This is a genomic window from Marinococcus salis, assembly GCF_054971365.1.
The window spans coordinates 15,654-30,665 of record NZ_JBQOJB010000010.1 but is presented as its reverse complement, the minus strand read 5'-3'; the positions used below and the strand labels follow the sequence as shown (position 1 = coordinate 30,665).

At 51.3% G+C, this 15,012-nt stretch carries 14 protein-coding genes and 1 riboswitch; all 14 genes read left to right on the top strand.

Annotated features, from left to right (window positions below; genetic code table 11):
- Nucleotides 1-14: 14 nt before the first annotated feature.
- The 14 genes from ACTTK6_RS10115 to purD all read left to right on the top strand — a co-directional run bounded on the left by ACTTK6_RS10115 (nt 15) and on the right by purD (nt 14,753).
- Complete coding sequence (locus ACTTK6_RS10115; RefSeq protein ID WP_233133366.1) at nt 15-1,316, top strand: Zn-dependent hydrolase; 1,302 nt, start codon at nt 15-17, stop codon at nt 1,314-1,316.
- Between the two features lie 112 nt (nt 1,317-1,428).
- Nucleotides 1,429-1,623, top strand: coding sequence for an NETI motif-containing protein (locus ACTTK6_RS10110; RefSeq protein WP_462833344.1), 195 nt, complete (start codon nt 1,429-1,431; stop codon nt 1,621-1,623).
- Between the two features lie 91 nt (nt 1,624-1,714).
- Nucleotides 1,715-1,816: riboswitch (purine riboswitch) on the top strand.
- 174 nt (nt 1,817-1,990) lie between these two features.
- Complete coding sequence (purE, locus tag ACTTK6_RS10105) at nt 1,991-2,485, top strand: 5-(carboxyamino)imidazole ribonucleotide mutase (RefSeq protein ID WP_462833343.1); 495 nt, start codon at nt 1,991-1,993, stop codon at nt 2,483-2,485.
- Nucleotides 2,473-3,612 (top strand): 5-(carboxyamino)imidazole ribonucleotide synthase, encoded by a 1,140-nt coding sequence (gene purK, locus ACTTK6_RS10100; RefSeq protein WP_462833342.1) that lies wholly within the window; start codon nt 2,473-2,475, stop codon nt 3,610-3,612. Before purE ends, purK begins: the two co-directional genes overlap by 13 nt.
- Nucleotides 3,613-3,643: 31 nt before the next feature.
- On the top strand, nt 3,644-4,939 hold the full coding sequence (gene purB / locus ACTTK6_RS10095) for an adenylosuccinate lyase (protein ID WP_079474211.1): 1,296 nt from the start codon (nt 3,644-3,646) through the stop codon (nt 4,937-4,939).
- Between the two features lie 29 nt (nt 4,940-4,968).
- The gene (gene purC / locus ACTTK6_RS10090) at nt 4,969-5,688 is read left to right on the top strand and encodes a phosphoribosylaminoimidazolesuccinocarboxamide synthase (protein ID WP_462833341.1); all 720 of its coding nucleotides are present in this window, start codon (nt 4,969-4,971) and stop codon (nt 5,686-5,688) included.
- Nucleotides 5,681-5,929 (top strand): phosphoribosylformylglycinamidine synthase subunit PurS, encoded by a 249-nt coding sequence (gene purS, locus ACTTK6_RS10085; RefSeq protein WP_094908544.1) that lies wholly within the window; start codon nt 5,681-5,683, stop codon nt 5,927-5,929. The genes purC and purS overlap by 8 nt, the downstream gene beginning before the upstream one ends.
- Nucleotides 5,929-6,612 carry a phosphoribosylformylglycinamidine synthase subunit PurQ gene (gene purQ / locus ACTTK6_RS10080; RefSeq protein WP_079474214.1) on the top strand — a complete coding sequence of 228 codons (684 nt, stop codon included), beginning with the start codon at nt 5,929-5,931 and terminating at the stop codon, nt 6,610-6,612. Before purS ends, purQ begins: the two co-directional genes overlap by 1 nt.
- Nucleotides 6,596-8,824, top strand: a complete 2,229-nt coding sequence (purL, locus tag ACTTK6_RS10075; protein ID WP_462833340.1) for a phosphoribosylformylglycinamidine synthase subunit PurL — start codon at nt 6,596-6,598, stop codon at nt 8,822-8,824. Before purQ ends, purL begins: the two co-directional genes overlap by 17 nt.
- The gene (purF, locus tag ACTTK6_RS10070; protein WP_079474216.1) at nt 8,800-10,221 is read left to right on the top strand and encodes an amidophosphoribosyltransferase; all 1,422 of its coding nucleotides are present in this window, start codon (nt 8,800-8,802) and stop codon (nt 10,219-10,221) included. The genes purL and purF overlap by 25 nt, the downstream gene beginning before the upstream one ends.
- Before the next feature lie 17 nt (nt 10,222-10,238).
- Nucleotides 10,239-11,276, top strand: coding sequence for a phosphoribosylformylglycinamidine cyclo-ligase (gene purM / locus ACTTK6_RS10065; RefSeq protein WP_462833339.1), 1,038 nt, complete (start codon nt 10,239-10,241; stop codon nt 11,274-11,276).
- Nucleotides 11,273-11,884, top strand: coding sequence for a phosphoribosylglycinamide formyltransferase (gene purN, locus ACTTK6_RS10060; protein WP_462833393.1), 612 nt, complete (start codon nt 11,273-11,275; stop codon nt 11,882-11,884). Before purM ends, purN begins: the two co-directional genes overlap by 4 nt.
- Nucleotides 11,881-13,413 carry a bifunctional phosphoribosylaminoimidazolecarboxamide formyltransferase/IMP cyclohydrolase gene (gene purH, locus ACTTK6_RS10055; RefSeq protein ID WP_094908539.1) on the top strand — a complete coding sequence of 511 codons (1,533 nt, stop codon included), beginning with the start codon at nt 11,881-11,883 and terminating at the stop codon, nt 13,411-13,413. The genes purN and purH overlap by 4 nt, the downstream gene beginning before the upstream one ends.
- A 92-nt stretch (nt 13,414-13,505) precedes the next feature.
- Nucleotides 13,506-14,753, top strand: a complete 1,248-nt coding sequence (purD, locus tag ACTTK6_RS10050; RefSeq protein WP_462833338.1) for a phosphoribosylamine--glycine ligase — start codon at nt 13,506-13,508, stop codon at nt 14,751-14,753.
- Nucleotides 14,754-15,012: the final 259 nt, after the last annotated feature.

The window sequence follows — 15,012 nt, the reverse complement described above, 5'->3', positions numbered from 1 at the left end:
GGAGTGATGATGCTTTGGGTAACGAGGGATTCAGCAGGCAGCGTCTGCTTCAGACAGTTGAGGAAAGCAGGGGCTTTCCCTCAATCGATCCCGAAGTTCTGGCCGCCCGCCTGGCAGAAATGGCAGCGGTCGGCTGGACGGAAGAAGGCGGTATTACGCGTTATGTTTATACAGAGGATGAACAGAAAGCCAAAAATCTTTTCCGTTCCTGGATGGAAGAAGCCGGGCTGAGTATAAGAGAAGACGGCGTGGGTAACATCTACGGCCTGTGGGAGTCAGCCCGGGCCGGAGCTCCAATTATCCTTACCGGTTCCCATTTAGACACTGTGAAAAACGGAGGTGCTTTTGATGGAGCCCTCGGGTGCGTATCGAGCCTGATGGCTGTAGAAGCGTTGAAAAAAGAAGGCGCTGAGCTGGATTGTTCCGTAGAGATTGCCGTCTTTGTAGATGAAGAGGGCGCACGCTTTGGAAGCGGCCTGCTCGGAAGCCGGGCAGCCGTTGGCGATATATCGAAGGATGCCTTTTTTCAAATGCGTGATGATGAAGGAATTACAGCAGCGGAAGCAATGAAGCTGATGGATTATTCGCCGAACAAGCTCGAAAATAATATTTACCCGCGCGAACGTCTGCGGGCGTATTTGGAACTGCATGTTGAACAGGGGAAACAGCTCGAACAACAGGAAGCCAGCATCGGAGTGGTTGAAGGAATTGCGGGACCCTCCTGGCTTGAGGTTCATTTTTTCGGGGAAACAGATCATGCCGGCAATACTCCGATGAACATCCGGAAAGACGCAGCAGCCGCGGCTGCAGAATTTATTCTTTATTTAGAGCAGCTTCCGGCCATGCACAGCGACACGGCTGTAGCAACAGTAGGGAGGCTCTCTTTGGAACCGAATGGTTCAAACGTGATCGCCGGCGAAGCCCGGCTGACAGCCGACATCCGGGATCTTGATGAGGGCGTTCGGGATCAGATGATCACCCAGGCACGAAGCGAAGCTGAAAGAATAGCAAAACGCCGCGGGATTACTGTCTCTCATGAAGTGGCTTTCAGAGTAAAACCAGTACCGGTGCCTGAGTGGATCCGGCGTTCAATTGAGGATGCTTCCCAAAATATTGGTCTTGCTACCGAATCGCTCGTATCGGGAGCCAGCCACGATGCTATGATGTTTGGTGCTTACGTGCCGTTTGGCCTTCTGTTTGTGCCGAGCTTTGAAGGTAAAAGTCACACGCCGGAAGAATTTACCGAATTAAAGGATTGTGTAAACGGGGTGGCTGTTTTAAAAGAGACCATACGAAAGATAGGCACAGGGAAATAACGATAAATAGACGAATGAAGCGGAAAACGGTATTCTGCTTCATTCGTTTTTTTTAGAAAAAACCTGTTATAATTAAAATGTTGAAGTAAAGTAATAAGGAGTAGCGAACTGAATGGCAAAAAATAAACAAACTTTTTATGTAGAGGAAGAAGAAACCGTAGAAGCATGCCTCGCCCGGATTACTGCCGAAGGCTTTATGCCGGTACGCCGGATGGAAAAGCCCGTATTTGAAGAACGTACCATTAATGGAGAGGTGCAGTATGTGCCGGTAAGGCAGGAAATCAGCTTTGAAGCAAAAAGGAAATAAACGAACGATTATGCTTTGTTGTTTCTGATTGTTCGATTTTTGATTGACAGATAATATAACAACTTGTTAAGCTAAAACACGTAAGCTAGAAAAGCAGAACGATGACAATCCTCATATACTTTCGGGAATAAGGCTCGAGCGTCTCTACCCGGCAACCGTAAATTGCTGGACTATGAGGAGAATGATCAAACGAAGCCTTTGTCTGAAATAGTAGAAGCTTCGGCTTGAATTTTTCTTCTATAGTAGAGCTTATACGTTCACGAGACCTTCCCCGGCGTGTGGAGGACTATCCTTTTTAAGGGTGGATCCGGCACCGGGGCTTCTTTATGTCAAAAAGTACGTGAGGAAAAGTAAAGGAGTGGCGCAAGTGGAACCTCAGGTAGGAGTAGTTATGGGCAGTACGTCCGACTGGGAAACAATGCAGAAGGCATGCGGGGTGCTCGACGAGCTCGGAGTACCGTATGAAAAAAAAATCGTATCTGCTCACCGGACGCCGGACTATATGTTTGAATACGCGGCAGCAGCAAGAGGGCGTGGCTTAAAAGCGATCATCGCAGGGGCCGGCGGAGCAGCTCATCTGCCAGGGATGCTGGCGGCAAAAACGACTCTTCCAGTCATTGGGGTGCCAGTCCAGTCCAAAGCTTTGAGCGGATGGGACTCGCTTTTATCCATCGTCCAGATGCCCGGCGGCGTGCCGGTAGCGACCGTAGCAATTGGAACGTCCGGGGCAACAAATGCGGGGCTGCTTGCCGCCCAGATGATTGCAGCCTTTGACGAAAAGCTGGCAGATAAACTCGGTCAGCGTAGAGAACAAATGCGTAAGCAGGTCATGCAGTCAGGAGATGAACTATGGAACGAATAATGAAGCCAGGACAGACAATCGGAATACTTGGAGGCGGACAGCTCGGACGGATGATGGCGTTTGCGGCTAAGCCGATGGGCTACCGGGTTGCCGTGCTTGAACCAAAAACAGGCTCCCCTGCCGGTCAGGTGGCAGATGTTGAAATTGAAGCTTCTTACGACAATCGTGCAGGAGCGGACAGAATGGCAGAAGCGTGTGACGTATTAACTTATGAATTTGAAAATATTGACGCAGAAACAGCCAGACATCTGGAAAACACCCTTTATCTTCCGCAGGGAAGCTATCTCCTTCATACGGCGCAGCACCGCCTGCGCGAAAAACATGCCATTGAAGCAGCGAATATTAAAGTAGCCCCGTATCACCAGGTTACCTCCCGCGAGGAGCTTGCGGCAGCGGTAGAGCAGATCGGCGTGCCCAGCGTATTAAAAACATGCCGCGGCGGCTATGATGGTAAAGGCCAGGTAGTGTTAAAAGCAGCAGAGGAAGCAGAAGCGGCGTTTGAAACTCTTGGCGGAACCGATGGCAAAGAGCTCGTACTCGAGGCATGGATCCCGTTTCAAAAAGAAATTTCCTGCATTGTCACCCGGAGCGTACACGGCGAGACCGGCGTGTTTCCAGTCGGAGAAAACATCCATGTTAATAACGTGCTGCACCAGACCATTGTACCGGCACGAATCTCGCGGTTCGTGAACGAAGAGGCGATCCGTATCGCCCATCGGCTTGCCGAGCATGTGGATCTTGTTGGCACCCTTGCGGTGGAAATGTTTGTTACAGATGATGAAACGGTGTATGTAAACGAAGTGGCGCCGCGGCCGCACAATTCAGGCCATTATACGATTGAAGCCTGTGAAACCTCCCAGTTTGAACAGCACATCCGTGCCATCTGCGGTCTTCCACTTGGCCCTGCCGGACTGAAGCAGCCGGTGGTGATGACCAACATTCTCGGTGAACATGTCGAAGCAGTGACCACGCATATGGAAGAGTGGAGCAAGGACCATGTGCATCTGTACGGCAAGGATGAAGCCAAGCCTGGCCGGAAGATGGGGCACTGGACAGTGCTGAGGGAAAATCTTCAGGATGCGCTCGACCGGTCCACAGGCGTATGGAAGCAGTACATAGAGAAATAATTATTAAAGAGAAGAGTGGAGGAACCTGACTATGATCGATCGTTACACACGCCCGGAAATGGGAGCCGTCTGGACTGAGGAGAACCGCTTCAACGCCTGGCTGGAGGTCGAAATCTGTGCCTGCGAAGCCTGGTCGGAGCTTGGGGATATTCCAAAGGAAGATGTGGAAAAAATACGGGACAACGCTTCGTTTAATATCGAACGGATCCAGGAGATTGAAGAGGAAACACGCCATGACGTTGTGGCGTTTACACGGGCGGTGTCAGAGACGCTCGGCGATGAGCGCAAATGGGTTCATTACGGCCTGACCTCGACTGATGTGGTGGATACAGCTCTTTCTTATTTAATTAAGCAGGCCAATGATATTTTGCGGGCCGATTTGGAACGCTTTCTCGAAATTTTAAAAAATAAGGCAAAAGAGCATAAGCATACGATCATGATGGGGCGCACCCACGGAGTGCACGCAGAGCCAACCACCTTCGGCATCAAACTCGCTCTCTGGTATCAGGAAATGAAGCGCAATATCGAGCGCTTTGACGCAGCGGCCGAGGGCATCCGCGTTGGGAAGCTCTCGGGAGCAGTGGGCACATTTGCCAACATTCCGCCGGCTATCGAGGAATCGGTTTGCCGGAAGCTTGGCCTTCAGGCGGCGCCGGTATCGACGCAGACGCTGCAGCGGGATCGTCACGCAGATTACATGAGTACGCTCGCGTTAATTGCTACTTCGATCGAAAAAATGGCCGTCGAAATCCGCAGCCTTCAAAAAAGTGAAACCCGGGAAGTGGAAGAATTTTTTGCCAAAGGACAGAAGGGCTCCTCGGCGATGCCGCATAAGCGCAACCCAATCGGATCAGAGAATATGACTGGACTGGCCCGGGTGATCCGCGGCCATATGCTGACCGCTTATGAAAATGTGCCGCTCTGGCATGAACGTGATATTTCCCACTCTTCGGCCGAACGGATTATTATTCCAGACGCGACTACGGCACTTAACTACATGCTGAACCGTTTTGGCAATATCGTGAAGAACCTGACAGTGTTTGAAGACAACATGAAAGCAAATATGGACAAAACGCTCGGCCTTGTCTTCTCCCAGCGCGTGCTGCTTACGCTGATCAACAAAGGCATGGTGCGCGAGGAAGCGTACGACACCGTACAGCCTAAAGCGATGGAAGCATGGGAAAAAGGTATTCCATTCCGGGAGCTTGTAGAAAATGAACCGGCCATTACGAATGTGCTAAGCAGTGAAGAAATTGAGGAATGCTTTGACCACCGCCATCACATGAAGGAAGTCAATACGATCTTCGCCCGTGCCGGTATCGAATAACAAGGGAGAGTCCAAAGGAGGAGCCTGCAATGGAAAAACGCGCTCTATTGTATGAAGGAAAGGCCAAAAAACTGTATGAAACAGACGTAGAAAATACGCTCTGGGTAGAGTACAAAGATGATGCGACAGCGTTTAATGGAGAGAAAAAAGAAGTGCTGGTCGGCAAAGGCAAGTTAAACAACGAAATATCCTCCCTGTTGTTTCAAAAGCTGCATGAAGAAGGCATAAACAATCACTTCGTAGACCGGCTCTCCGAAACGGAGCAGGCGGTAAAAAAAACAACGATCGTTCCGCTCGAAGTTGTAGTGCGAAATATTGTCGCCGGCAGCCTCCACCGTCGCACCGGCATTGAGGAAGGCACGGAAGTGGACCAGCCAGTAGTGGAATTCTATTATAAAGATGACGAGCTTGGGGACCCTTTAATCAATGATGATCACATCCGGCTGCTGCAGGCTGCTTCTCCGGTGCAGGTGAAGGACATGAAGCAGGTGGCCGAGCATGTGAATGAAACGCTCAAAAAGCATTTTTCCGACCACGGTCTGCTTTTGGTGGACTTCAAAATTGAATTTGGCACGACAGAAGACGGGAAGCTGCTGCTGTCTGATGAAATTTCCCCGGACACGTGCCGGCTGTGGGATAAAGAAACCCGGCAGAAATTTGACAAAGATCTATTTCGTTACGGCATTGGTTCTCTGCAGGAAGGCTACACCGAAATATTACAGCGATTAGGAGGAGCTGCACATGGTTAATGTTCAAGTGTATGTGACATTAAAAGAGGGAGTGCTTGATCCGCAGGGAAGTACGATTGAAAACGCTCTGCAGACGATGGGGTACCATGAAGTGGCATCTGTGCAGACCGGCAAATATATTGAACTTGAAATAGAGGAAGGAAACGACCTTGAAGCCCGAATCGAAGAAATGTGTGAAAAGCTTCTGTCCAACCCTGTGATTGAAGATTATACGTATACGATTGGAAAGGGCGTGTCCTGATGAAGTTCGCGGTTATCGTGTTTCCAGGCTCCAACTGTGACGATGATATGTACTACGCAATCCAGGAAGGTCTCGGGGAGCCGGTAGATAAAGTCTGGTACACCGAAGAAAGCGTTGCGGACTATGACGGTATTCTTCTTCCCGGCGGGTTTTCCTACGGAGACTATCTGCGTTCTGGTGCAATTGCCCGTTTTGCCCCGGTCATGGCTAGCGTCGTGGAGCAGGCGGAAAAAGGAAAACCGGTTCTTGGCGTGTGCAATGGCTTCCAGGTGCTGCTTGAAGCCGGCCTGCTTCCGGGAGCGATGCAGCGGAACCGATCGCTGAAGTTTATCTGCCGTCCGGCCCGTCTGGTGGTGGCAAATCATGAGACCGGCTTCACCTCCGAATATGAAGGGGAGGAGCGAATTACGATCCCGGTAGCCCACGGTGAAGGAAACTACTACTGTGACGATGAGACCCTGAGGGATCTGCAGACCAACAGCCAGATTGTGTTCACCTACGAGGACAATTTTAACGGCTCCAAAGAAGCGATTGCCGGCATTGTAAACAAGCAGGGCAACGTGATGGGCATGATGCCGCACCCGGAACGCGCAACCGATCAGATTCTTGGCAGTGACGACGGATTGAAAATCTTTCAGTCAATATTGAAGCAATGGAGGAAATCCCATGTCCTTACTACTTGAGCCTTCTGCAGAACAGATTGAACAGGGAAAAGTTTATCAGGAAATGGGCGTTAAAGACGAAGAATTCGAAATGATTAAAAAAATTCTCGGGCGCCTGCCAAACTATACAGAAATCGGCCTGTTTTCGGTCATGTGGTCGGAGCACTGCAGCTATAAGCATTCAAAAGCCCAATTGAAAAAGTTTCCGACAGAGGGAGAGCATGTGCTGCAGGGCCCCGGCGAAGGGGCCGGCATTATCGATATCGGCGACGAGCAGGCGGTGGTCTTCAAAATGGAAAGCCACAACCATCCGTCAGCGATTGAGCCTTACCAGGGCGCAGCTACCGGCGTCGGCGGCATTCTCCGGGACGTGTTCTCGATGGGGGCCCGTCCGGTCGCTATTATGAATTCACTTCGTTTCGGGGAGCTGGTCAAGCCGCGGGTGAAGTATTTATTTGAAGAGGTTGTTGCCGGGATTGCCGGATACGGTAACTGCATCGGCGTGCCGACGGTCGGAGGCGAAGTGCAGTTTGATCCGAGCTACGAGGGTAACCCGCTCGTTAACGCTATGTGCGTCGGGCTTATTGATCACAAGGATATCCAAAAAGGTATTGCCAGCGGAGCTGGAAACACAGTGATTTACGTTGGGGCAAGCACCGGTAAAGACGGTATCCACGGGGCTACTTTTGCTTCGGAAGAAATCAGCGACGAATCGGAAAGCAAGCGTCCATCCGTACAGGTGGGGGACCCGTTTATGGAAAAGCTGCTGCTTGAAGCATGCCTTGAACTCGTGAAGTGTGACTCGCTCGTGGGGATTCAGGACATGGGAGCTGCAGGGCTGACTTCTTCTTCAGCAGAAATGGCCAGTAAAGCAGGATCGGGCATCGAGATGAACCTCGATACGGTGCCGCAGCGGGAACTTAACATGAGTCCGTATGAAATGATGCTTTCCGAGTCCCAGGAGCGGATGCTTCTGGTCGTTAAGCAGGGAGAAGAAAAGGAAATTCACGACATCTGCAGTCATTGGGGGCTTCATTCGGCGGAGGTTGGGCGTGTAATCGATGAACAGCGGCTTGTACTCTGGCACGGCGGGGAGAAAGTAGCGGACGTGCCCGTAGATGCGCTCGCGGAAGACGCACCGGTGTACCATCCTGAGTCCAGGGAGCCGGAAGCGTTCCGCAAACGGCAGGAGCAGAAGGCGTGGCGGCCGGATGTGAGTGATGCGAAAGAAACGCTTACGGCTCTGTTAAAGCAGCCGACTGTAGCGAGCAAGGAATGGGTGTATGACCAGTACGATTACATGGTCCGTACCAACACAGCTGTTCAGCCTGGCTCTGATGCGGCGGTGCTCCGGGTGCGCGGCAAAGACAAAGCGCTCGCCATGACGACCGACTGCAACGCGCGCTACCTCGGGCTTGACCCGGAACAGGGCGGCAAAATTGTCATCGCAGAAGCTTCACGGAACATTATCTGCTCAGGCGGCCTGCCACTCGGCCTGACGGACTGCCTGAACTATGGGAATCCGGAAAAACCAGAGATCTACTGGCAGTTTGAAAAGTCGATTGATGGTATAACTGAGGCGTGTAAAACTCTTGAAACTCCGGTCATTGGCGGAAACGTTTCGCTTTATAATGAAACGCAGAACGGCGCAATTTACCCAACGCCGGTCGTTGGCATGGTCGGCTTGATTAAAGAGCTTGCCCACATCACGACCCAGGAATTTAAGCAGGCGGGAGATGCCGTATACATTATCGGCGAAGCAGGAGAAGACTTCGGCGGCAGTGAGATCCAGGAAATGCAGACCGGATCGATTGACGGACGGGCCCCGGAGCTTGACCTTGATACGGAACTCCACAGGCAGCGCAGCGTGCTGGAAGCTATTCAAAAGGGTCTGGTTCAGTCAGCACATGACGTATCCGAAGGCGGACTTGCTGTGGCGGTGGCGGAGAGCACGTTTGGCACCGGCCTTGGTGCCGAGATAGTAATCAACGGAAACGTTATGGAGGAATTGTTTGCAGAGACGCAGTCCCGCTATGTAATTTCCGTAGCGAGAGAGAATCAGGAAGCCTTCGAACAAATAGTAACAGACGCCAGGTGTGCCGGCAGCGTGACAGAAGAAGCGACATTGCATTTATCCAAAGAATCGGGAGAGACGATTCTTCAAGCTTCTGCCAAGGAGTTGGAGAATGCCTGGAAAGGAGCTATTCCATGCTTGGTGAAATCAAAGGCTTAAATGAAGAATGCGGCGTGTTTGCTGTCTGGGGCCACGAGGAGGCAGCACAGCTTGCTTACTACGGGCTGCACAGTTTGCAGCACCGCGGTCAGGAAGGGGCAGGCATTGTCGTCAGTGACGGCGATAAACTGTCGAGCCACAAAGGACTCGGTCTGATTACGGAAGCCTTTAAAGAAGGAGATCTCGAACAGCTGCAGGGAAGCTCGGCCATTGGCCACGTACGCTACGCGACGGCAGGCGGAGGTGGCCTTGTGAACTGTCAGCCGCTGCTTTTCCAGTCGCAGACGACAGGACTTGCAGTTGCGCATAATGGAAATCTCGTGAATGCCAACCATGTGAAAGAGGAGCTTGAAAGGAAAGGGAGTATTTTCCAGTCCACCTCTGACACTGAAGTGCTCGCCCACTTGATTAAGCGAAGCGATGAAACCCGCTTTGAAGATCAGTTGAAGGATGCCTTGTCCTATATTGAGGGTGCGTATGCCTTTGCGGTAATGACCGAGGACAAGCTGCTGTGTGCTATGGATCCAAACGGCCTGCGCCCGCTTGCGATAGGGACAATCGGCGATACGTACGTGGTAGCCTCGGAAACATGCGCGTTCGATGTAATTGGAGCTGAATACCTGAGGGATATGCAGCCGGGAGAAATTATAAGCATCGATGACTCAGGCATGCATTCGGAATTGTTTTCCACCGCTACTTCCCGGGCGATCTGCAGCCTGGAGTATGTTTATTTTGCCCGCCCGGACTCCAACGTGGACAATATTAACGTGCATACGGCGAGAAAAAACCTCGGCAAAGAAATGGCCAAAGAAGCGCCGGTGGAAGCAGATGTCGTGACCGGCGTGCCGGATTCTTCGATTTCTGCGGCTATTGGCTACGCCGAAGCTACCGGCACGCCGTATGAGCTCGGCTTGATTAAAAATCGGTACGTGGGCCGGACCTTTATCCAGCCGTCGCAGGCGCTGCGTGAGCAGGGAGTGAAAATGAAGCTGTCCGCTGTACGCGGAGTCGTTGAAGGCAAACGGGTCGTTATGGTGGACGATTCGATTGTCCGGGGGACGACCAGTAAACGGATTGTCCGGATGCTGAAAGAAGCAGGAGCGACGGAAGTGCATGTACGCATTACTTCACCGCCGATTACGCATCCGTGCTTTTACGGAATAGATACGTCAACAAAAGCAGAATTGATCGCCTCGAATTACACTGTTGATGAAATGCGCGATTTAATGGGAGCGGATTCGCTTTCATTCATCAGCATCGAAGGCCTGCAAAACGGGATCGGCCGGGATAAGAGCGAGCCGAACTGCGGCCAGTGTCTTGCGTGCTTTACCGGCAAATATCCAACAGAGATTTACGACGATACGCTTCATCCGCACGACAAAATTATGAATGGTTGATAAAGGAGGGGCTACGGATGTCTGAAGCTTACAAGCGGGCCGGGGTCGATGTGGAAGCAGGATACCAGGCGGTAGAGCGGATGAAAAAACACATTGCCCGAACCGGGCGCCCCGAAGTGATGGGGGCCCTCGGCGGTTTTGGCGGCATGTTTGATATTTCCTCGCTTCCTTACAAAGAACCGGTCCTTATTTCAGGGACAGACGGCGTCGGAACGAAATTGATGCTTGCTTTTCAAATGGACAAGCACGATACAATCGGCCAGGACGTAGTGGCGATGTGTGTGAACGATATCGCCGTTCAGGGGGCTGATCCCCTCTATTTCCTGGATTATCTGGCCCTGGGAAAAGCAGATCCTGAAAAAATTGAGCAGATTATCAAAGGTGTGGCAGACGGCTGTGAGCAGGCAGGGTGCGCTGTTATCGGCGGAGAGACTGCTGAAATGCCGGGCATGTACAGCGAAGAAGAGTACGATCTGGCAGGATTTGCCGTCGGTGCAGCCGAGAAGGCGGATATTCTGGACGAGCCAAAAGCCAGGGACAAAGATGCGATTATCGGGGTAGCCTCTTCGGGTATTCACAGTAACGGATTTTCTCTTGTGCGCAAAGTACTGTTTGAAGACGGTCTGTTTACAATGAATGACACGGTGCCTCCGTTTCAGCGTCCGCTCGGGGAGGAGCTGCTCGAGCCGACAAAAATTTATGTAAATGCGGCGAAAACAATTAAACAGCTGGGCACAGCCAGAGGGATGGCTCATATTACCGGCGGCGGTTTTTTTGAAAACGTTCCGAGAATGCTCCCGGACGGCTGCGGTGCGATGTTTGACGTCGACAACTGGCAGCAGCCGGAGATTTTTTCTTTCATTCAAAATGAAGGCCATTTATCCCCAGATGATATGTTTGGCACCTTTAACATGGGGATTGGTTTGATGGTCGTCGTAGCAGCCGAAGAAAAAGAGAACATGCTTCAGGCCTTAAAAGAGGCCGGAGAAGAGGCCTGGGATATAGGAGAAGTGACAGATGGCGGCGGTGTCCAGGTGAAGGGGGCTACGTGCTGATGAAGCTGGCTTTATTTGCCTCCGGTACCGGCTCGAACGCCCGTTCATTGGTCCGTGCAGCCCGGGAGCAGAGACTCGAAGCAGAGTTTGTGCTGGTTGTCTGTGATAAGCCGCAGGCCCCGGTCGTTGCCTTTGCCGAAGAGGAGGGCATTCCGGTGTTCGCTTTTTCGCCTAAGAAGTACGAGAACAAGGCGGCGTTTGAAACTGAAATCGTAAAGGAATTACATGATAAAGGGGCGGAGCGCATCGTGCTTGCAGGTTATATGCGGCTCATTGGGGATACGCTGCTTACGGAATACGGCGGACGGATGATTAATGTCCATCCGTCACTGCTTCCGTCTTTTCCTGGAAAAGACGCCATCAGACAGGCGTGGGAGGCCGGAGTAAAAGTGACCGGCGTCACCATTCACTACGTTGATGAAGGCATGGACACAGGGAGCATCATTGCCCAGGAGCCAGTCGGGGTGAAAGACACGGATTCACTTGAGACACTTACTGCTGGCATTCAGGCTGTCGAACACCGGCTCTATCCGGAAATCGTCCAGCGGTGGATTACCCGTCCCTTGAAAAAAGTACAAACCAATACGGAGGGAGCCAACCATTCATGAAACGAGCGTTAATTAGTGTGTCAGATAAAGAGGGCATTGTCCCCCTTGCCAAAAGCCTCGAAAAGCAGGGCATCGAAATTATTTCCACGGGGGGAACGAGCCGCGTGCTTGAGGAAAGCGGCGTGCAGATCACGGGTATTTCAGACGTTACCGGTTTTCCCGAGATACTTGACGGCCGGGTGAAGACCCTGCACCCAAACATACATAGCGGACTGCTTGCACGCCGCAGCAACGATGACCATACATCCCAGCTGCGGGAGCACAGCATCGAACCGATTGACCTGGTAATAGTAAACCTGTATCCGTTTAAAAAAACGATTGAGAATCCCGATAAATCGTTTGAAGATGCGATTGAAAATATCGATATCGGCGGCCCGGCAATGCTCAGGGCGGCGGCGAAAAACTTTGAAGATGTCACTGTAGTTGTCGACCCGGATGATTATGAGCTTGTACTGACAGAGTTAAAAGATGGCGGCACGGTATCAGCAGAAACAAACAAAAAGCTGGCGGCCAAGGTTTTCCGTCACACTGCCTCCTATGATGCGTTAATTGCAGACTATTTAACTAAAGAAGCGGGAGAAAAGCATCCGGAGATGTACACCGTGACGTATGAGAAAAAGCAGGATCTGCGCTACGGGGAAAATCCTCATCAGGAGGCTGCTTTTTACCGGGAGCCAATTGGGCCGTTAAGCTCGATTGCAAATGCCTTCCAGCTGCACGGCAAAGAGCTCTCCTATAATAATATTAATGATGCCGAAGCAGCGCTCAGTATGATCCGCGAATTCACACATCCGGCTTCTGTAGCTGTTAAGCACATGAATCCGTGCGGGGTCGCGATCGGGGAAACGCTTGAGGAAGCCTACGACAAAACGTATGCCGCAGATCCGGTCTCGATATTTGGCGGCATTGTCGCTTTTAACGGTGAAGTGACAGAGGCTATTGCAGAGAAGCTGAAGGAAATCTTCCTTGAAATTGTCATTGCTCCGAGCTTTTCGCAGGAAGCTCTTGATTTGCTGACCCAGAAGAAAAATATCCGTCTGCTGACTGTAACGCTTGAGGGATTGGCAGAGACCCGATCTCAGCTGACTTCCATCCACGGCGGCCTGCTGGTACAGGACGAGGATACTAAGGGTTTTCTGGACGCAGACGTGCGGGTGGTAACCGAACGGGAGCCGACAGAAGCGGAATGGGAAGATTTAAAGCTTGCCTGGAAAGTAGTTAAGCATGTGAAATCCAACGCGATCGTATTGACGAAAAACGTTCAAACGATAGGAATTGGCGCTGGCCAGATGAATCGGGTCGGATCGGCTGAAATCGCTATTAACCAGGCAGGAGAGGAAGCGGCGAACAGTGCTCTCGGCTCCGATGCTTTTTTCCCAATGCAGGACACGGTGGAAACAGCTGGGGAAGCCGGCATTTCGGCGATTATCCAGCCAGGCGGATCAATCCGGGACCAGGAGTCCATCGACCGGGCGAATGAGTTGGGAATTACTATGGTATTTACCGGCATGCGCCATTTTAAGCATTAAAATCGGCAGAACAGCCCGGAATTCTGTTTCCCGGGCTGTTTTTTAAAATGGCAGAGGGACGAAGAGAACGGTTTTTGAACAGGAGGATCGCGATGAATGTTTTAATTGTAGGAGCAGGCGGCCGGGAACATGCCCTTGCTTATGCCTTTGCAAAAAGCGCAAGTGTAACCCGCGTGTACGCAGCGCCCGGGAATGCGGGAATGGAAAACCATGCAGAGTGCGTTGATATTGCTGAAACCGATGAGGATAGCCTGGTGGCTTTTGCCAAAGACAGATTGGTGGAGCTGACGGTGATTGGGCCGGAAGCGCCGCTGTTAGCGGGACTTGCTGATCGCTTCGAACAAGAGGGCCTGCGTGTCTTCGGTCCGAAAAAGAAGGCCGCTATGATTGAAGGAAGTAAGACATATGCCAAAGAAGTCATGGAACGCTACCATATCCCCACCGGTATTTATGCGTCATTTTCAAAATACAACGAAGCCGAAGCATATGTGCGCAGACAGGGCACACCAATCGTCATTAAGGCTGACGGCCTGGCCGCCGGAAAAGGAGTCACTGTGGCGATGACTGAAGAAGAAGCGTTAAAGGCACTCGAGGAAGTGCTGAAAAATCATAAATTCGGCGAGGCGGGGGCTGAAGTAGTCATTGAAGAATTTTTAGAAGGCGAAGAGCTGTCTTTAATGGCTTTTGTGCATGGCGAAACGGTCGTCCCCATGGTAGCGGCCCAGGATCATAAGCGCGCCTATAATAACGATGAAGGGCCTAATACTGGAGGGATGGGCGCTTACAGCCCCGTACCCCAGTTTACCCAAAAAGACATTGATGAAGCGGTGGAAAAAGTGCTTCAGCCGGCAGCCTCCGGCCTGAGGCAGGAAGGGTCGCCGTTCACCGGCGTTTTGTATGCCGGGTTAATGATGACCTCTGCGGGACCGAAGGTAATTGAATTTAATGCGAGGTTTGGCGATCCGGAAGCGCAGGTGGTGCTCCCCCGGCTCGAATCTGATTTGGCCCAGCTTCTAATAACCCTTCTTGAAGGAGAAAAACCTGAACCTGTATGGTCGGAAGAAGCAGTACTGGGAGTAGTAGCTGCCTCTAAGGGCTACCCGGGGAGTTATGAAAAAAACCATCCTATTCAGCAGGTGCCGGAGAGCCCCCTTCTCTTTTTTGCAGGCGTAGAAAAGAAAAATGGCATATATGTAAACAGCGGCGGCCGGGTGCTGCTGCTGTCCGAAAAGGCAGCTACCCTGGCTGAAGCGCAGGAAAAGGTATATGAAAAATTGAACGAACTTGATACGGGTAATTTGTTTTACCGCACCGATATTGGTTTTCGGGCACTGCGGTAAAGCGGGGAAGAACTGTTTCTGCTGTCAGCAGAAGCAGTTTTTTTATGAACATTGCAAAGCGAATATGAATTTTATGTTATATTTCTTGCCATTTTCTTTCTCCCGTAAGCAAGAGTCTGTTACAATAAGCAGGATAAAAACATTAGTACAGTTTTATCGCTTTCATTATAATTATTCCTAATGTTTTGAGTGAATTCTGACAATTAAATTAAACTGTGTCATTATTTTTATGAAATTATAAAAACAGTTGTAAAAAAAG

What these genes read in the sequence shown, in the direction of transcription:
- ACTTK6_RS10110 (WP_462833344.1), top strand. Translation starts at nt 1,429, where the DNA reads ATGGCAAAAAATAAACAAACTTTTTATGTAGAGGAAGAAGAAACCGTA.
- purK (WP_462833342.1), top strand. Translation starts at nt 2,473, where the DNA reads ATGGAACGAATAATGAAGCCAGGACAGACAATCGGAATACTTGGAGGC.
- purB (WP_079474211.1), top strand. Translation starts at nt 3,644, where the DNA reads ATGATCGATCGTTACACACGCCCGGAAATGGGAGCCGTCTGGACTGAG.
- purC (WP_462833341.1), top strand. Translation starts at nt 4,969, where the DNA reads ATGGAAAAACGCGCTCTATTGTATGAAGGAAAGGCCAAAAAACTGTAT.
- purS (WP_094908544.1), top strand. Translation starts at nt 5,681, where the DNA reads ATGGTTAATGTTCAAGTGTATGTGACATTAAAAGAGGGAGTGCTTGAT.
- purQ (WP_079474214.1), top strand. Translation starts at nt 5,929, where the DNA reads ATGAAGTTCGCGGTTATCGTGTTTCCAGGCTCCAACTGTGACGATGAT.
- purL (WP_462833340.1), top strand. Translation starts at nt 6,596, where the DNA reads ATGTCCTTACTACTTGAGCCTTCTGCAGAACAGATTGAACAGGGAAAA.
- purF (WP_079474216.1), top strand. Translation starts at nt 8,800, where the DNA reads ATGCTTGGTGAAATCAAAGGCTTAAATGAAGAATGCGGCGTGTTTGCT.
- purM (WP_462833339.1), top strand. Translation starts at nt 10,239, where the DNA reads ATGTCTGAAGCTTACAAGCGGGCCGGGGTCGATGTGGAAGCAGGATAC.
- purH (WP_094908539.1), top strand. Translation starts at nt 11,881, where the DNA reads ATGAAACGAGCGTTAATTAGTGTGTCAGATAAAGAGGGCATTGTCCCC.
- purD (WP_462833338.1), top strand. Translation starts at nt 13,506, where the DNA reads ATGAATGTTTTAATTGTAGGAGCAGGCGGCCGGGAACATGCCCTTGCT.